General features: G+C 73.1%; 15 protein-coding genes. 5 read left to right on the forward strand and 10 right to left on the reverse strand.

Translation table 11 applies throughout. The annotated features are described in order from the left end of the window. Positions 1–7: 7 nt before the first annotated feature. Together ACH4OW_RS10300 and ggt are read right to left on the reverse strand one after the other, a co-directional pair. Positions 8–1,549, reverse strand: coding sequence for an amidase (locus ACH4OW_RS10300; RefSeq protein ID WP_398026506.1), 1,542 nt, complete (start codon positions 1,547–1,549; stop codon positions 8–10). A gap of 79 nt (positions 1,550–1,628) precedes the next feature. After that, positions 1,629–3,467: a gamma-glutamyltransferase gene (gene ggt, locus ACH4OW_RS10305; protein WP_398026508.1), complete on the reverse strand. Its 1,839-nt coding sequence runs from the start codon at positions 3,465–3,467 to the stop codon at positions 1,629–1,631. 251 nt (positions 3,468–3,718) lie between these two features. Here ggt and ACH4OW_RS10310 point away from each other — a divergent pair, with 251 nt between their 5' ends. Then, entirely contained in the window at positions 3,719–4,462 is a 744-nt protein-coding gene (locus ACH4OW_RS10310) for a hypothetical protein (RefSeq protein ID WP_360124103.1), read from the forward strand. A 9-nt stretch (positions 4,463–4,471) separates the two neighbouring features. On the opposite strand, the gene ACH4OW_RS10315 is transcribed toward ACH4OW_RS10310, so the two are convergent. The 4 genes from ACH4OW_RS10315 to ACH4OW_RS10330 all read right to left on the reverse strand — a co-directional run bounded on the left by ACH4OW_RS10315 (position 4,472) and on the right by ACH4OW_RS10330 (position 9,732). Then, complete coding sequence (locus tag ACH4OW_RS10315; RefSeq protein WP_398026510.1) at positions 4,472–6,022, reverse strand: carboxylesterase/lipase family protein; 1,551 nt, start codon at positions 6,020–6,022, stop codon at positions 4,472–4,474. Between the two features lie 137 nt (positions 6,023–6,159). Beyond that, positions 6,160–8,424 (reverse strand): FG-GAP repeat domain-containing protein, encoded by a 2,265-nt coding sequence (locus tag ACH4OW_RS10320; protein WP_398026512.1) that lies wholly within the window; start codon positions 8,422–8,424, stop codon positions 6,160–6,162. Between the two features lie 188 nt (positions 8,425–8,612). Beyond that, complete coding sequence (locus tag ACH4OW_RS10325; RefSeq protein WP_360124112.1) at positions 8,613–9,263, reverse strand: LysE family translocator; 651 nt, start codon at positions 9,261–9,263, stop codon at positions 8,613–8,615. A 61-nt stretch (positions 9,264–9,324) separates the two neighbouring features. Beyond that, positions 9,325–9,732, reverse strand: a complete 408-nt coding sequence (locus ACH4OW_RS10330; RefSeq protein WP_398026515.1) for a hypothetical protein — start codon at positions 9,730–9,732, stop codon at positions 9,325–9,327. Positions 9,733–9,930: 198 nt separating this feature from the next. On the opposite strand from ACH4OW_RS10330, the gene ACH4OW_RS10335 reads away from it, so the two are divergent. From ACH4OW_RS10335 to ACH4OW_RS10345, 3 genes are all read left to right on the forward strand, one after another. Next, on the forward strand, positions 9,931–10,377 hold the full coding sequence (locus ACH4OW_RS10335) for an Rrf2 family transcriptional regulator (protein WP_360124118.1): 447 nt from the start codon (positions 9,931–9,933) through the stop codon (positions 10,375–10,377). A 142-nt stretch (positions 10,378–10,519) separates the two neighbouring features. Beyond that, entirely contained in the window at positions 10,520–11,725 is a 1,206-nt protein-coding gene (locus ACH4OW_RS10340; RefSeq protein WP_398026517.1) for a globin domain-containing protein, read from the forward strand. A 151-nt stretch (positions 11,726–11,876) separates the two neighbouring features. Continuing rightward, positions 11,877–13,505: an alpha/beta fold hydrolase gene (locus tag ACH4OW_RS10345; protein WP_398026519.1), complete on the forward strand. Its 1,629-nt coding sequence runs from the start codon at positions 11,877–11,879 to the stop codon at positions 13,503–13,505. Between the two features lie 16 nt (positions 13,506–13,521). Here ACH4OW_RS10345 and ACH4OW_RS10350 read toward each other — a convergent pair whose 3' ends face one another. From ACH4OW_RS10350 to ACH4OW_RS10365, 4 genes are read right to left on the reverse strand one after another with little or no spacing between them, the layout of a single operon-like run. Beyond that, entirely contained in the window at positions 13,522–14,388 is an 867-nt protein-coding gene (locus tag ACH4OW_RS10350; protein ID WP_360124127.1) for an amino acid ABC transporter permease, read from the reverse strand. Beyond that, on the reverse strand, positions 14,385–15,029 hold the full coding sequence (locus ACH4OW_RS10355) for an amino acid ABC transporter permease (RefSeq protein WP_360124130.1): 645 nt from the start codon (positions 15,027–15,029) through the stop codon (positions 14,385–14,387). The genes ACH4OW_RS10350 and ACH4OW_RS10355 overlap by 4 nt, the downstream gene beginning before the upstream one ends. 16 nt (positions 15,030–15,045) lie before the next feature. Then, positions 15,046–15,960 (reverse strand): glutamate ABC transporter substrate-binding protein, encoded by a 915-nt coding sequence (locus ACH4OW_RS10360; protein ID WP_398026522.1) that lies wholly within the window; start codon positions 15,958–15,960, stop codon positions 15,046–15,048. Positions 15,961–15,974: 14 nt separating this feature from the next. After that, on the reverse strand, positions 15,975–16,718 hold the full coding sequence (locus tag ACH4OW_RS10365) for an amino acid ABC transporter ATP-binding protein (protein WP_398026524.1): 744 nt from the start codon (positions 16,716–16,718) through the stop codon (positions 15,975–15,977). Between the two features lie 253 nt (positions 16,719–16,971). On the opposite strand from ACH4OW_RS10365, the gene ACH4OW_RS10370 reads away from it, so the two are divergent. Then, complete coding sequence (locus ACH4OW_RS10370; RefSeq protein WP_360124139.1) at positions 16,972–17,727, forward strand: GntR family transcriptional regulator; 756 nt, start codon at positions 16,972–16,974, stop codon at positions 17,725–17,727. Positions 17,728–17,734 lie beyond the last annotated feature (7 nt).

Here is a 17,734-nt window from a genome sequence, read left to right on the forward strand (position 1 = left end):
CCCGCCGTCACCGGCCCACCGCGTCCGGCCGCGCGGAGTCGGCGGCAGCGGCCGGGCCCGCCGGGGCGGCCGGCCCGGGACCGTTCGCCGACGCGGTCTCCCGGTCCGCCGCGGCCGCCACGCCTTCCGGACCCGACAGCCCTTCCGGCCACCGCTCGTGCCAGCGCAGTTCCTCCTCCAGCTGGGCCGCCAGCGAGATCAGCAGCGGCTCCGAGTGGGCGGGGCCGAGGAGTTGCGCGCCCAGCGGCAGCCCTCCCCTGGTGAACCCGGCGGGCACGCTGACGCCCGGCCAGCCGAGGACGTTCCACGGCCAGGCGTACGGACACGCGGCGATCATCGCCCGGTCCGTCTGCCAGCCGCTCATCTTCGCGAGGGTGCCGACGCGCGGCGGCGGGGTGGCCGTCGTCGGCGTCAGCACCAGGTCGTACGCGTCGAACAGGGCGCCCACCCGCCGGTGCTGGCGGTGCTCGGCCGCCCGTGCCCCGCGCAGTACGCGCCCGCCGAGCAGCCGCCCCAGCCGCGCCGCCTCGCGGGTGCGCCGGTCCAGCAGGGCGCGGTCGGGTGCCCGCGCCACCCATTCGCGTACGCCGTTCGTCGCCCGCGGCACGAACGCGAGGCCGATCAGCCCGTAGTCCGGTTCGGCCTCCTCGACGTGGTGGCCGAGGCCCGCGAGCGTGCGGGCCAGGGCGGTGACGGCGGACCGTACCTCCGGGTGGAGCGGCTTGGGCGTGCCGGTGAAGGCGGGCTTCCAGGAGAGGGCGATGCGCAGCCGCCCCGGGTGACGGTCGGCCGCCTCGCGCGCCGCGACGGGAGGGGGCCGGTGCAGGTCGCCGTCGTGGTTGCCGGCGGCGGCGTCGAGCAGCAGCGCCGCGTCGCGGACCGTACGGGCCAACGGGCCCAGCACCGTGATGCCTTGGAAGGACTCCGGGTCGGGCCAGGTCGAGAGGCGGCCACGCTGGGGCTTGATGCCGACGAGGTGGGTCCAGGCGGCGGGGATGCGGACCGATCCCGCGCCGTCCGTGCCGAGGGCGGCCGGTACCAGTCCGGCGGCGACGGCCGCTGCCGAGCCGCCCGACGAGCCGCCGGGTGTGTGGCCGGGGTTCCAGGGGTTGCGGGTGTCGCCGAACGCGGGGCCTTCGGTGAACGGCCACTGGCCCAGTTCGCAGGCGTTGGTCTTGCCGACGACGACCGCGCCGGCCGCGCGCAGCCGCCGTACGACCTCGGCGTCCGCCGCCTTGGGCGGGAACTCCCCCGCGCACCCGAACGCGGTGGGCTCGCCCGCCACATCGGTGTCGTCCTTGACGGCGACCGGCACGCCGAGCAGCGGCCGCCGCTCGCCCGCGGCCAGCCGCCGGTCGGCCGCGGCGGCCTCGGCGAGCGCGGCCTCGGCACGGACCCGCCGGAAGGCGTTGACCGTGCCCTGGGTGGCGTCGATGCGCTCCAGCGACCGCCGTACCAGCTCGGCCGAGGACACCTGCCCCGCCGCGAGGGCCACGGCCTGCTCGGCCAGCCCTTCGTACTCCCTGGCGCCGTTGTCCCGTATGCCCATGGCTCCCCCTTGCCGGCACTGTTCGTTCGAACGGACAGTTCCGACGGTAACCGGGGCGGGCGCCCGCTTCAACGACGCGTCAGCGCCCGGGGCGTACGACCATCGCCGAGCCGCCGCCGCGCCGCACCTTCTCCGCCGCCGCCAGCCAGCGGCCGTCGGGCAGGCGTTGGACGCCGGTCGCCGCGCCGATCTCCGGGTTGCGGGTGAACCGGTGGCCGATGGCTTCGAGTTGCGCGCGGACCGGGCTGTCCCACAGGCCGGGCTCCAGCTCGGTGGCGGCCGCGTTGCGCTGGCTGGCGCGCGGCGCCGCGATGGCGTCGACCAGCGGCATGCCGCGGTCCAGGTGGTTGAGGAGGCTCTGCAACACCGTCGTGATGATCGTCGCGCCGCCGGGCGAGCCCAGTGCCAGCACGGGGCGGCCGCCTTGCAGCACCACGGTCGGCGACATCGAGGACCGCGGGCGCTTGCCGGGGCCCGGCAGGTTCGGGTCGTGCACGGCCGGGTCCGCCGGGGCGAAGGAGAAGTCCGTCAGCTCGTTGTTGAGCAGGAAGCCGCGGCCCGGTACGACGATGCCGCTGCCGCCGGTCTGCTCGATGGTGAGGGTGTAGGCGACGACGTTGCCCCACTTGTCGGCGACGGTCAGGTGGGTGGTGTTCTCGCCCTCGTACGTCGTCGGGGCGGCGCGGCCGCCGGCCTCGCAGGGCTGCGGGTCCCACGGGTCGCCGGGGGCCAGCGGGCTGGTGAGCACCGCGTCGTCCTTGATCAGGCAGGCCCTGGAGTCGGCGAAGCGCTGCGAGGTCAGTCCGCGGGTCGGCACGTCCTCGAACTCCGGGTCGCCGACCCAGCGCCCCCGGTCGGCGAAGGCGATGCGGCTCGCCTCGATGTAGCGGTGCAGGTAGTCCTTCTCGCTCAGCTTGGACAGGTCGCCGCGCTCCAGGATGTTGAGCGCTTCGGCGATGCTGGTACCGCCGGAGGAGGACGGCGCCATGCCGTACACGTCCAGGCCCCGGTAGCGGGTCCTGGTGGGCGCCTGGCTCCGCACCTCGTACTCGCCCAGGTCCTTGTCCGTCAGGTCGCCCGGCCGTACCTTGCGCTCGGCGCCGGGCCGCACCGGCGGGTGCTGGACGGTCCGCAGGACGTCCTTGCCCAGCTTCCCGTGGTACAGCGTGTCGACGCCCTGGTCGCCCAGTTCCTCGTACGTGCGTGCCAGGTCGGGGTTCTTGAGGGTGGAGCCGACCACCGGGAGTTCGCCGCCGGGCAGGAAGAGGCGGGCGGACGCGGGGAAGTCGCGGAAGCGCGCCTCGTTGGCGGCGGTCTGCGCGCGGAAGGTGGCGTCCACCGTGAAGCCGTCGCGGGCCAGCTTCTGCGCGGGCTTGAGGACCTCGCGCAGCGAGCGGGTGCCCCAGCGGTCCAGCGCGGTGTCCCAGGTGGCGGGCGTGCCGGGGGTCCCCACGGAGAGCCCGCTGGTGATCGCCTCGGCGGCGGGGATCGGCTTGCCGTTCTCCAGGAACAGCCCGCTGTCCGCGCTGAGCGGCGCGGTCTCGCGGCCGTCGAGGGTGCGTACGGTGCGGGACTTGGCGTCGTAGGAGACGAAGTAGCCGCCACCGCCGACGCCGGCCGAGTAGGGCTCGGTGACGCCGAGGGCGGCCGCGGTGGCGACCGCGGCGTCCACCGCGTTGCCGCCCTTGCGCAGCACTTCGATGCCGGCGGCCGAGGCGTCGGCGTCCACGCTGGCGACCGCGCCGCCGTAGCCGGTCGCCACGGGAACCTTCGGCGGGGTGGCGGCCCGGAGCCCGGCCGGAACGGCGCCGGGCGGCCGGGTGGCGGCCGGGGACTGGGCGGCGGCCGGGACCGCGGTCAGCGTACCCGCGAGCGCGGCCACCACCCCCAGTACGGAAAGGCGTCGGGCAGGTGTCATGCGGCGTTCCCTCCTGGCCTGTTCGGGCGGCAGGGGCCGGAGCCTACCTGCGTGATCACGGGGGCGACAGGGGGCGCGAGGGAGGGGCATGAAAGGGGCGCGGGCAGCCCTGTGACACGCGGGTGCGCAACCGGCCCGTGCCGCCGCATAGCGGGCGGTGCTCCCCATGCCCGTACGGATCAGGGCAAGGCAGCCCAGCCGCCCGCCCCGCGTTCGAACACACACCCGGACTGCCGCTACGCTCCCCCGCCATGGACGACTCCCTGCTGCTCCTGACCGTGGCCGCGGCCGCCCTGCTCGTGGGCGCCGCGGCCGGCTGGGCCGCGCTGTCCGCCGTGGCGCGCCGCAAGCTGGCCCGCGAGCAGAGCTTCTTCGGGCTGCCGGACGGCTCGGAATGCGTGCTGGTCACCCACCGGGACAGCACGTCGGCGCACTGGAGCATCCCGCGCCACGACGCGCTGGCCCTGCTCGGGCTGGCGTCGGTGGTGGAGAACTGCGGGGCGCACGCCGAGGTCGCGCCGCACGACACCGGGCTCCAGGGCTTCGGCGCCCGCACCGAGTTCTGCGTCGGCGACCCGACCGCGCACCGGCGTCTCGCGGCCCACATGGCGAACCTGCTGCCGGGGGTCGCCGTGCACCCGGGCGACGAGCGGGGCGTCGGACGCGGCACGTTCGCCGTCGGCGGCTCCACGTACCGGCTGGAGCCCGGCGCCGTGGAGCACGTCCTGCTGGCCCGGCTCACCGCCGTCGAGAGCGGCCGGCCGGTCTTCCTCGCGGCCGGTCAGCGCCCGGTCACGCACCGGGCCGCGGTGCGGCACCTGGTGCGCAACCGGGCCAGGCTGGCCCGCAAGTACGGCGCGGACGGGCAGTTCTGCCTGCTGCTCAAGGTCGTCAACTCGCAGGCGTACGGGCCCGACGTGGTGGAACTGGTCGCGGACGTGACCAAGTCGGCGACGGTGCCGCCCGAGCCGAAGGGCCACCGCGCCGGCGCCTGACCCTCCGCGTCAGCCGAAGTACATCACCTCGGGCGCCGGGCCGCAGGAATAGGGCCGCCACTCTGCCAGGCCCGGTCCGTTCGGGGAGCCGGTGGCGACGAAGGCACCGAGCGCGCCGCCGAACGCCCGCGCCAGGCGGTCCGCCTCGGGCCCCGGGCGGCCGAGCATGGGGCTGTCCGGGTACGCGTCGAACGTCCCGAAGAGGAAGGGCAGGTCCGCGCAGTGGGTGGCGCCCAGGGTGCCGTCGCCGCCGTCCGGGCCGCGGTCGAAGCGGTAGACGTACGCGGGCGTGCCCTGTGCGGCGCGGTGCTCCGCGATGCGGGTGGCGCCGTCCCGGAACATCCAGCCGGTGGCCGCCTCGGTGAGCAGGGCGGCGGGCGGCGCGTCCGGCCGCAGCCGCGCCAGGTCGTCGTACGTACGCGCCGCCTCGTCGGTGCCGCCGGTGCGGAACTCGCCGGCGGCCGCCTCGCGCATGACCCGCAGCACGTCGTCCCGGGTGAAGGCGCGGACCCGCTCGTCGAAGGCCAGGAACGCGGTCATCTCGTCCCGTACCGTGCCGATCAGCAGCCGGGCGCTCCCCAACGCGCCGCCGGCCGCCGCCTCCTGGGGCGCGACCGGCAGCCCGTACCCGCCGCGCACCGGATACATGGGCGGCGCGACGCGGCCCGGGAGCGCGCGGTCCGCCGCCAGCCGGTCGTACGCGTCGAGCAGCCGCTCCACCGGCAGCCCGCGCAACTCCGCCAGCAGTTCGTCCTCCCGGCCCGGGCCGGTCACCTTGCCCGGCACTCCCAGCAGTCCCAGGAAGTCCGCCGCGGTCTCGGCCGCGTCGGCCGGGTCCTGGGGCGGCAGGCCCCACGGCCCGCTCTGCGCGACGACCCGGCGCACCAGCCCGCGGGTCTGCGGCGCGACCGCGAGCGCCAGGGCGGCGTACGCGCCCGCCGACTGCCCGCCGACCGTGATCCGGGCGGGGTCTCCGCCGAAAGCGGCGATGTTGGCGTGCACCCAGCGCAGCGCCGCCGCCTGGTCCCGCAGGCCGAGGTTGTCGGCGCCCGCCTCCGGAAGGTGGAGGTAGCCCAGCGCCCCCAGGCGGTAGTTGGCGGTGACGACGACGATGCCCGCGAGGGCGGCGAGCCGTGCGCCGTCGTACCAGTCCCAGCCGCCCGAGCCGCTGGAGAAGCCGCCGCCGTGCAGCCACAGCAGCACGGGCAGGGCTGCGCCGGGCTCCTCCGCCGGGCTCCAGACGTTCAGGTTCAGGCAGCCGTCCTCGTTCCAGTCGGGGGTACGAGGGCCCATGACGCGTTCCAGGCGGGAGGGGCTCTGCGGTACGGCAGGCCCGGGACGCGCGGCGTCCTTGACGCCGGACCAGCCCTCGTGCGGGCGCGGCGGCGCGAAGCGCAGGCCGCCGACCGGGGAGGCCGCGTACGGGAGGCCGCGGAAGGCCACGACCGGCGGCGCGCCCGCCGTGGCGGTCTCCGCGCCGTCACCCGCCGGGCCCGGCGCTCCGCGCACCAGGCCCCGCTCCGTCTCCACGGTCCGCCACCACTCGCCCACTGCGGCCATGTCCAGCCCTTCCGTCAGGTTCGGCCCCCCGCGCACGCGTCCGTTCTACGCGACACCGGACCGCTCTCGCACACACCCCGGCCGCGAGGCCGCGGAGCGCGGCAGCGGTCCGGCAGCCGTCTCCCGGCCCGCCGGGCTCAGGCGACCGAGTCCGCGAACGTGGTCTCGATGCCGGTGGCCTCACGCGGGGCGAACGGCGCCCGCCAGTCGCCGGTGCCGCGGTAGACGTACGTCGAGTCGTCCTGGTTGGTGACCAGGAGGTCGGCCCTGCCGTCACCGTCGGTGTCGCCGAAGCCGATCAGCTGCCGGTACGCGTTCCAGCCCGCGCCGATCTTCACGCGGTCCGCGAACGTGCCGTCGCCGTAGCCCAGGTACAGCCACAGCACGCCGTTCGGGTCGCGGGCCACCAGGTCGCCGCCGGCGGCGCCGGCCACGTCGCCGACCGAGGTGATCTCGTTGTACATGTTCCAGCCGGTGCCGGCCTTCACCCCCGGGGCGAACGGCGCCCGCCAGTCGCCCGTGCCCTTGTAGAACCAGAGCACACCGGCGGTGTCGCGGGCCAGCAGGTCGCCGCGGCCGTCGCCGTCGACGTCCCCGCCGCCGGTGATCCGGTCGTACATGTTCCAGCCCTTGCCGATCCTGGCGCGGGCGGCGAAGGTGCCGTCACCCTTGCCCAGGTACAGCCACAGCACCCCGTCCTTGTCGCGCGCCACCACGTCGCCCGCCGGCGCGCCGGCCACGTTGCCGACGGCGGTGACCTGGTTGTAGATGTCCCAGCCCGAGCCGATGTTCTCGTAGCCGTAGCTCTTGAACTTCCGGTTCTCCGGGTCGCGGAAGGTGTCCTTGCGCCACAGCGTGCCCAGACCGTCGCGGAGCAGCAGGTCCGGCGTGCCGTTGTCGGTGTAGTCGTGCGGCGCGGGCTTGCGCACCACCTTGAAGGTGCCGCTCTCCTCAAGGGCCGGGCCCATCTTGTTGAGGGGCTTGGCGGTGAACTTCCAGGTGTAGTCGCCGTTGGGGGCGGCCGGCTGGTCCATGAAGCCGTCGATCCGGCCGTCCCAGGAGAAGTCGACCCAGCCGGGGCCGCCGCTGTCCGGCCCCTCCGCCTGCTCGGGGTTGAGGGTGTACGTGCTCTCGGCGCCGGTCGCCCGGTGCCGCAGCGTGACGGTCACCTCGACGTTGCGGCGCGACAGGCGCCAGCGCGGCTGCCACCGGCCCTTGTCCAGGTCGGCCACCGCGGGGACCTGCGCGCCGGTGAGCGTGACCTTCGTCGGCTCGCCGGAGCTCGCGATGAGCTTCGCGACCGGCGCGCCGTCGGCTCCGGGCGAGATCCGGTACAGGCCCTCGCCGTGCTCCACGGTGCCGCCCATCGCCAGCACGGCGCCGTCGGGCGTGGGGGTGAGGGAGCTGAAGTGGTCGATGACCTTGCGTTCCTCGCCGCCGCCGACCGGCATGGCGCGCACGGACATGCTCGTGCCGTACGAGCCCTCGGAGGCCTTCCGCCTCGGTCCGTACACCGCCCAGTCGCCGACCAGCCCCACTTCCGGGCCCGTGATGTCGTGCAGTTCCGTGCTCCGGCGGCCGCCGTCACCGTCGCCGTCGAGCCGCACCGTCTGGAGGTCGGCATAGCGGTCGGACATGAACATCTCGCCGCTCACCGCGAAGTTCTTGCCGGACACGGCGGCACCGGCGGTGTAACCGTTCGTCAGCCTCCGGTCGCTGTAGACCTTGCCCGTGGCCAGGTCGACCGCCACGTAGTAGTAGATCTCACCGACCTGCCAGCAGCGCATCACGGCCGCGCCCGGGCCGCCCGCCACCAGGTGGTAGCTCTGCGCGTCGGGCAGGCCGGTCACCACCCGGTCGGTGACCTTCTCCCCCTCGGGGGTCAGCAGGTGTATCTCTTCGTCCTTCAGGTCCTTGCCGACCCTCTTGTACGCGAACACCGAGGAACCCACGGTGCCCATGTAGTAGTAGCCGTACGAGGCGAGGTCGACGACCGTGGACTTGCCCGTGGCCATGTCGCGCAGGGTGAGCTTCTTGACGCCGGCGCCCATGACCGGGTCGTCGCCGAGCGCGACGACGTCGGACGCCATGCCGTACTCCGTCGAGTACCCGTAGTCGGAGCCGCTGTGGGCCAGCTTCGAAGTGACGCCGTCCGCGTAACGCGTCCAGAGCACGTCCCGCTGCGGGTTCACGGACAGATACCCGGTGGTGCCCGCGCTCACGATGTGGGAGCCCGGAGCGATCTTCGCCGCCGGGGAGGCGGGGGCGGTGGAGGCCGCGGGGTTCGCCGGCGGGGCGGCGAAGGCAGGGGCGGCGAGCGGCCCCGCGGTGACGGCCAGGCCGACTGCGACGGCTCCGGCCAGCAGCCGTGCGGACCGTCTCGGTATCGGGGAAAGAGTCATCTGCCCTCCTGGCAACGTGCTGAACAGCCGGAGAGCGGCCAGGGGCTCGGTTCCCCCCGGGCCGAAGGAAACCGTGTGCCCCCCGCTGGTGATCTACCCAAATCCTACCAACAGACCATTTACCCAGATCACATCCCCCCTGGTCACAGGGCTGACGCAGGCGCCGTACGCCCGGCCGTGACGTGCCCTCACCGCTGTTCCGTGGCGAGCCATCCCGCGAGCCCCAGCATCCCGAGCCCCGTCGCCGCGTCCAGCCGCCCGCGTACGCGCCGGGTGATGCCCAGGGCCTTCAAGCGGCCGCCCAGCGCCGCGTAGCCGCAGGCACAGCAGAACTCGACGGCGATGTAGGCCGCCCCCAGGGCGAGCAGCGGGAGGACGACGTGCGACGCGCCGCGGGAGAGGAACTGCGGCAGGAACACGGTGAAGAGAATGAGCGCCTTCGGGTTGGCGGCCGCGACGACGAACTCCTGCCACGCCAACCGCCGCGCGGACACGTCGGCCCGGCGCGCCTCAGGGGCCCCGCCCGCGGCCTCTCGCCGTGCGGGGCGCCGCCCCGCCGTGGCCACCGTACGCACTCCCAGCCACGCCAGGTACGCCACCCCGCCCCACTTGACGACGTTGAACGCCACCTCGGAGGCGGTCAGCACCGCCCCCAGCCCGGCCGCCACCGCCGCCACCATCAGCGCGAACGCGCCGAACCTGCCCAGCGAGGCGCCGACGGCCGCCCGTGGGCCGTGCCGCAGGCCGTTGCGCAGCGCCAGCAGCTGGTTGGCCCCGGGGGTGGCCGCCAGCAACACGGCCGCCGGGAAGAACGCGGCCCACTCGACATCGGTCACCATGCGTTCACGTCTACCCCGTAACGCACGGGACGGCGTGGCACGGGCGCCGGACGCCGGGCTCTCAGGGGTGCAGCGCCTCCCGCACCCGGTGGCAGGCGTCGATCGCGCGGGTCGTGGCCTGGGTGCACAGCCGGCAGTGCTCGTGGTGGCCCGCGTGGCCCCGGCACAGGTCGTTGCTGCGTTCGCAGGCGATCACGCACGCGTCGAGCTGCGCGCCCAGCAGGCGGCTCTCGCCGCCGCCGTCCCGCAGCAGCAGGCGCAGCGTCGTCCCGGTGACGTCGTGGCAGTCCAGGTCGGCGCGGACGGCCTCCCGCAGCCGGTCGGCGTCGTCGGCGGCGAGCATGCCCGTCGCGCAGGCGAGGACGGCCCTCTCGCAGTCGGCGAGGGCGTCGGCGGCCGGCGCCAGCACGTCGCCGGCGAGCCTGGCCTTGGTGGTGATGCTGTCGAAGAGCGCGTGGGTCTGGAGCATGACGGTCTCCGGGGTACGGATGCCTTTTCGCTGGAGGCGGTGGTTTCTCGCCGCACGTGGTGCCTTTTCGCCGAACGTACTGCCGCCCGCCGCGGCGGTACAGCCCCGCGGCCGGGCCGTGCGCGAACCCGTCCGGGCAGCCGCCGGCCCGGCCCGCCCCAAATTGGCATCCGATAGTCCAATTAGTACGGTGTGAGTGTGCGACTGACGAAGAGCACCGACATCGCGCTGCGGATCGCCATGCGCCTCGCGGTCCTCGGCGACCGGGACCAGGCACCGACCACGCGGGAGGTGGCCGGCGCCGTCCAGGTGCCGTACACGCACGCCGCGAAGGTGGTGAGCAGACTCCAGCACCTCGGCGCCGTCGAGGCGCGGCGCGGCCGCAACGGCGGCCTGTCGCTGACCGAGGCGGGCCGCACCGGCTCCCTGGGCCGCCTGGTCCGCGAACTGGAGGGGGTGGGCGACGTGGTGGGGTGCGAGGACGATCCGCCGTGCCCGCTGCGCGCGGCCTGCCGGCTGCGCGGCGCGCTGCGTGCCGCGCAGGAGGCGTTCTTCGCTTCGCTCGACCCGCTGTCCATCGAGGACCTGGTGGGTACACCGACCGGCCCCCTGCTGCTCAGCCTGACTCCCCGCCCGGAGGGCTGAACGGCCCTACCGCACACCCCCGCCCCGGCTCGTACGCTTGCGGAGAAATACGAACCTGAGATGCAAGTTATTGCGCCTCCGCATCTCCTCCGACCGACCACCCCCTCACAGCACATCCCCAGAACGAGAACCGGAGCAGCCGATGCTGTCGTCCAAGTCCGCCGAGACCGTACGTGCCACCCTCCCCGCGATCGGGGCGGCCATCGGCGATATCACCCCGCTCTTCTACAAGAAGCTCTTCGCCGCCCACCCCGAGCTGCTGCGCGACCTCTTCAACCGCGGCAACCAGGCCGGCGGCACCCAGCAGCAGGCCCTCGCGGGCTCCATCGCCGCGTTCGCGACGCACCTGGTGGAGCACCCGGACGAGCGCCCCGACGCGCTGCTGTCCCGCATCGCGCACAAGCACGCGTCCCTCGGAGTGCGCCCCGAGCAGTACCCGGTCGTGCGCGAGCACCTGTTCGCGGCCATCGCCGAGGTGCTGGGCGACGCGGTGACCGACGAGGTCGCGGCGGCCTGGGACGAGGTGTACTGGCTGATGGCGAACGCCCTCATCGCGATCGAGAAGGGCCTGTACGAGGCGGCGGGCACGCCGGACGGGGACGTCTGGCGCGAGTACCGCGTCACCGGGCGCTTCCAGGAGACCGCGGACGTGGCGACCTTCGTCGTACAGCCGGTGGACGGCGACCCGGTCCCCGCGTCCAGGCCCGGCCAGTACGTCTCCGTGCAGGTGCGGCTCGCCGACGGCGCCCGGCAGATACGCCAGTACAGCCTGTCCGGGCAGCCGGACGGCGGCCTGCAGTTCTCCGTGAAGCGGGTGGCCGGTGACGCGGCCGGCTCGCCGGCGGGTGAGGTCTCCAACCACCTGCACGACCACGTGCGCGGCGGTGAAGTCCTGCGCGTCAGCGCGCCTTTCGGCGACGTGGTGCCGGAGGAGAGCGACCGCCCGCTGCTGCTCGCCTCGGCCGGCATCGGCTGCACCCCCATGATCGGCATCCTGTCCCGGCTCGCCGCCGACGGCTCGGACCGCCGCGTCGTCTCCGTACACGCCGACCGCTCCCCGGCCGCCCACGCCTTCCGCGCCGAACTGCGGCAGCTGACCGGGAAGCTGGACAACGCCACGGCGGAGGTCTGGTACGAGCGGCCCGGGGACGCGGACGAGGCCGCCGCGGACGTCACCGTCCACGAGGGCCGGGTCGACCTGAGCCGTATCCGGGTTCCGGCCGGCACCGTCGCCTACCTTTGCGGCCCGGTGCCCTTCATGAAGGCCGTCCGGGGCCAGCTGCTGGCGGCGGGCGTGGGTGCCGCGGACATCCACTACGAGGTGTTCGGTCCCGACCTGGGCCTCTGACCAGGGCGTGCGCCCGGCCCGCCGGCCGGGCGCACCAACGAGCCCCGGACACCCGGACGTTACCCATCCGTAACCTACCGACGGGTTACCAGCGGTAAGAAGCGCATCTTACTCTCCAGTCACTTCAGCCTTGAAGCATTAGGAGCAGTAGATGTCGCCCTCCCGCACCACGCTGCGCACCGCCGTCGGTACCGTCTCGGCGGCCGTGCTCGTCACCACCACCCTCGCGGGCGCCCCGCTGGCGAACTCCGCCACCGCCGCACCGCACGCCCCCGCCGCGAGCGCACCCGCCGTCACGCAGCAGCAACTCGCGGCGAAATTCCCGGACGTACGGTTCGTCGACATCACGGGCGACGGCGGCATCACCCTGAAAGCCAACGTCTTCACGCCGGGCGACGCGGTCCCCGGCCGCCGCTACCCGCTCGTCGTGCTGCCCACCAGCTGGGCCATGCCGCAGATCGAGTACGTCGTGCAGGCCAAGAAGCTCGCCGACGCCGGATACGTGGTGGTGGGCTACAACTCCCGCGGCTTCTGGCAGTCCGGCGGGCAGATCGAGACCGCGGGGCCGCCGGACATCGCCGACGCCTCCAAGGTCATCGACTGGGCGCTGGCCAACACCCCCGCCGACCCGGGGAAGGTGGGCATGGGCGGCGTGTCGTACGGGGCCGGCATCAGCCTGCTGACCTCGGCCTTCGACAAACGCGTCAAGGCGGTCGCGGCGCTGAGCGGCTGGGCCGACCTGATCGACTCGATCTACAGCGGCCGCACCCAGCACCAGCAGGCGGCCGCGCTGCTGGGCGGGGCGGGCGCGCTCACCGGACGCCCGAGCCCGGAACTGAAGGGCATCCTCAAGGACTTCCTCGGCTCCGACCTGGCCAAGGAGCAGGACATGATCAAGTGGGGGGCGAAGCGGTCCCCCGTGACGTACCTCGACAAGATCAACGCCAATGGCGCGGCGATCATGCTGGGCAACGCCTGGGGCGACTCGCTGTTCCCGCCCAACCAGTACGCCGACTTCTACGAGAAGCTCAAGGGGCCCAAGCGGCTGGAGTTCCGGCCCGGCGACCACGCCACCGCCGAGGGCCTGGGCCTGCTCGGCCTGCCGAACGACGCCTGGGACCACACCAAGCGCTGGTTCGACCACTACCTCAAGGGCGACGACAACGGCGTCGACCGCGAGGCGCCCGTACAGTTGAAGTCCCGGTCCACGGGCGCCTACGAGGGGTACGGGAGCTGGCGGGACGTGCCTTCCGCGCACCGCAGGATCGCTCTGGACGGCACCCAGCGCATCGGCACCGGCACCGACTCCGGCGCCAACGGTGGAACGATTTTCCTCTCCAGTCTCCTGGACCAGTTCCTCAAGATCCCGCCGCTGACCTCCATCCCGCTGCTGCCGCGCTCGGCCGCCGCCGTGTGGCAGTCCGAGCGATACACGTCCCCGCAGCACATCCGCGGCACGGCGAAGCTGCACACCACGGTGACCGGCACCGCCGAGAGCGGCACCGGCATCGCCTACCTCTACGACGTCGGCCCGCTCGGCGTCGGACGGCTGGTCTCGCACGCGCCGTTCACATTCCACGACAAGGCGCCCGGCCGGCCGTTCGGCGTGGACCTGGAGCTGTTCTCGACGGCGTACGACGTACCGGCGGGCCACCGGCTGGCGGTGGTCGTGGACGCCGTCGACCCCCTCTACATCGAGCACAACCCGGCCGGCGCGAAGCTCACCTTCTCCTCCCCCGCCGCCGACCCGTCGTGGGTGTCGGTACCGGTACGCGACTGACCACCGCGGCCGGGGATCAGTGCTGCTGCTGCGCGCCGGGCAGCAAGGTCCCCGGCTCCGGCGCGTTCACGTCCACGGCCTCCGTCTTGGGGCTCCTGCGCTGCCGCTTCGCGACCCGGTACGCGCACCACGACAGCAGCATGCACATGCCGATGTAGACGGGCGAGACGATCAGGACGACCGGGATGAAGGGCAGGTCGTAGTCGAGGTTGGAGGCGATCAGCTTGCCGGCGTGCAGGAACTCCTCGTAGGTGATCAGGAAGCCGAGGGAGGTGTCCTTGAGGGCGACCACGAGCTGGCTGATGATCGTGGGCAGCATCGCACGGACCGCCTGCGGCACCAGGACGTGCGTCATGACCTGCGTCTTGCGCATGCCCAGCGCGTACGCGGCCTCCCGCTGCCCGCGGTCCACCGAGTGGACGCCGGCCCGGAACACCTCCGCCAGCACCGAGCCGTTGTACAGCGTCAGCCCGGCGACCAGCGCGTACAGCGGCTCGGCCCGCAGCGCCACGTAGATGAAGAAGATCATGACCAGCACGGGCATCGCGCGGAAGAACTCCACCAGCAGCGTGGCCGCCCAGCGGACCGGCGCATGGTCGGAGAGCCGGCCTGCGGCGAGCACCGCGCCCAGGACGAGCGAGAGCACGGCGGCCATCGCGAACGCCTTGAGCGTGTTGCCCAGCCCTTCGAGCAGCAGCTCCTGGATGCCCTTGTACGCGAACGGCGTCCACTTGGCGCCGCTGAACTGGCCGGTGTCGATCAGCAGGTAGACCACCCAGGCGACGATGGCGAGGATCACCACCGTCGCCGCCACCCCGTAGAGCAGGTGCCGGCGCCTCATGCGCGGTCCCGGGACGTCGTAGAGGGCGTTACCAGCGGTCATCGGGGAACTCCCCAGCGCTTCTCCAGCACGTTGAACAGCGCGCTGATGGTCAGGGTCACGATCAGGTAGCCGACGGCGATCCAGATGAAGGACCAGACGATGCTGTAGCCCAGCTCGTTGAGCGTCTTGTAGGTGCCCAGGAGCTCCACGACGCTGAAAGAACCGGCGATCGCGGAGTTCTTGGCGAGCGCGATGAGCGTCGAGCCGATGGGCGGGATGACGGTACGGAACGCCTGCGGCAGCACCACGTCCCCCAGCGTCCGGGAGAAGGTCATGCCGAGGCTGCGGGCCGCCTCCCCCTGCCCCACCGGGACGGTGTTGATGCCGGAGCGCACCGCCTCGCAGATGAAGGCGGAGGTGTAGCAGCCCAGCGCCAGAATGGCGAAGATCTTGAAGGGCAGCACCAGCCCGAAGCGCGGCAGGCCGAGCAGTACCGCGAAGAACAGCAGGGTCAGCGGCGTGTTGCGCAGCACCGTCACCCACACCGTGCCGAACGCCCGCAGCGAGCCGACCGGCGCCACGCGGAAGGCCGCCATCACGATGCCGACGACGAGCGCGAGCAGGGCGGCGAAGACGGTCAGTTCGACGGTGCCGAGCAGGCCCTTCCCGTAAAGGGAGAAGTTGTCCAGGAGCACGTTCATCGGTCGGTCCTCGTCCTCAGCTCGCCGGGTAGCGGTCGATCGCGGGCGGCTTCGGAGCGGGGACGCCGGACAGGCCCAGCGTCGCGTCGTACGCCTTCTTCCAGTCGCCGTTCTTCTCGTGGGCGGCGAGGGCGTCGTCCAGCGCGAGGCGCAGGGCGCTGTCACCACGCGGCACGCCGATGCCGTACGGCTCCTCGGAGAACGGCTTGCCGGCCAGCCGCATCTCGTCGGGGGCCTTGGCGGCGTAGCCCATGAGAATCGCGTCGTCGGTGGTGACGGCGTCGACCTGGTACGTCAGCAGGTTGTCCACACACACCGAGTACGTGTCGTAGGCGACCAGGTCCGCCTTGGGGTAGTCCGCCTGGATGCGCTGGTACGGCGTGGAACCGGCCGCCGAGCACACCTTCTTCCCCGCCAGGTCCCCCGGCCCGTCGATGCCCTTCTGGTCCTTGCGCACCAGCAGGCCCTGCCCCGCCATGTAGTACGGGCCCGCGAAGCCCACCTGCTGCTTGCGCTTGTCGTTGATCGTGTAGGTGCCGACGTAGTAGTCGATCTGGCCGTTCTGGAGGGCCGTCTCGCGGTTGGCGGAGGAGATGGTCTTGAATTGGACCGACTTCGGGTCGAATCCGAGCGAGGCGGACAGCATCTTGGCGATCTCGACGTCGAAGCCGGTGTACGTGCCGGAGGCCGGGTCCCGCTCGCCCATGTACGGCTGGTCCTCCTTGGCGCCGACGACCAGCCGGCCGCGGCCCTTGGCCTTGCGCCAGGTCGCCGAGGCGGGCAGCTGAAAACCCTGGGCGGTCGTGTAGCGCGGCAGTTGGCTGCCCTTGGGGCCCTTGACGGGCGGGCTGCCCGACTTGCCGCAGCCGGCGGCCAGCAGCGCGACGGCGGTCAGCGCGAGCGCCACGAGGGCGGATCGGTTCTGGTGCACGGCGGCGCCCCCGTTCAGTGCTTGAGGATCTTGGAGAGGAAGTCCTTCGCGCGCTCGCTGGCGGGCGCGGTGAAGAACTCCTCGGGGGTGCGGTCCTCGACGATGCGGCCGTCGGCCATGAAGACGACGCGGTTGGCGGCGGAGCGCGCGAACCCCATCTCGTGGGTGACCACGACCATGGTCATGCCCTCCTGCGCCAGCTGCTGCATGACCTCCAGCACCTCGTTGATCATCTCCGGGTCGAGGGCGGAGGTCGGCTCGTCGAACAGCAGCGCCTGCGGCTCCATGGCCAGCGCGCGGGCGATGGCCACGCGCTGCTGCTGGCCGCCGGAGAGCTGCGCCGGGTACTTCCCGGCGTGCGCGGCCAGCCCCACCCGCTCCAGCAGTTGGCGGGCCCGCGCCTCGGCCTCGTCCTTCTTGCGCTTGCGGACCTTGACCGGCGCGAGCATCACATTGGCGAGCACGGTCTTGTGGGCGAAGAGGTTGAAGGACTGGAAGACCATGCCGACTTCGGCGCGCAGCCTGGCCAGTTCACGCCCCTCCTCGGGCAGCGGGTGGCCGTCGAGGGTGATGGTGCCGGACTCGATCGGTTCGAGGCGGTTGATGGTGCGGCACAGGGTGGACTTGCCGGACCCGGAGGGCCCGATGACCACCACCACCTCGCCGCGGCCGACGGTGAGGTCGATGTCCTGGAGGACATGCAGCTTCCCGTAGTGCTTGTTGACCCCGCGCAGCTCGATCAGCGCATCACCGGCCATATGCAGCCCTGCTCACTCTCGTCCGTACGGCCAAGGGACCGCAAACTACCCGTACGGAAGCGGCACTTCCCCACTGACACGCACAAAAGCCCGGATAAGCCACGCTTACCGGCGAAATTCCCCACGCCTGCCGTGCCCGGGACGCCTCCCCAGCCACCGCTGGGGTGGGGTGGCCCCACACGGCAAGACACGCTTTAGCCCGCCCGCCTCTCCCTAGGTACACAGAGCGGCCTGCGTACCTAGCCTGTGGGGCATGGGTGACAACCGACCTGTCTTCCAGCGCATCGCCGACGACCTGCGCCGCCGGATCGACGAGGGAGCCCTCCCCGTCGGCGCCCGGATCCCCTCCCGCTCCCAGCTCAAGCGGGCCTACGGGGCCAGCGACCAGACCGTGGACCGGGCGGTACGCGTCCTGAAAGCCGCCGGCTACGCGGAAGGACAGTTCGGGCGGGGGGTGTTCGTGACCGACCGGGCGCCGATCGGCACCCTGCTGCGGTCCACGGGGGCCGTGGACTCCCCGTTCGCCGCCCGCATAGCCCTGGCGGACCCGGCCGACGGCGCGCCACTGACCTGGGAGGCGTCCTCCACGACGGACGCGGCCTCGGAGCGGGTGGCGCGGCGGCTGTGCATCGTGCCGGGCACCGGCGTCGTGCGCTCGGTGTACGAGTACCTGGCCAGCCGGCAGCCCGTACAGCTCGCCACCAGCTGGGAACCGCTCGCCATCACCGAGGGCACCGACGTCGTCTTCCCGGAGTGCGGGCCCTATGCCCGGCGCGGGGTACGGGGGCGGATGGCCGCCATCGGGATCCGGGTGGTGCGCGCCGAGGAGTGCGTGGGCTCCCGGCCCGCTTCCACGTCCGAGGCGGAGGCGCTGGGCTGCTCGCCGGGGCAGTGCGTGACGGTCGTGGAGCGCACGCACTTCGACGCGGACGGGCGGGCCGTGGAGACCTCGGACATCGTCGTACGGGCCGACCGCTGGCGGCTCGCGTACGACATCGGATTCGTATGACCGGCCC

Origin of the sequence: Streptomyces sp. NPDC017056 (assembly GCF_044332485.1) — a bacterium.
Classification (GTDB): domain Bacteria; phylum Actinomycetota; class Actinomycetes; order Streptomycetales; family Streptomycetaceae; genus Streptomyces.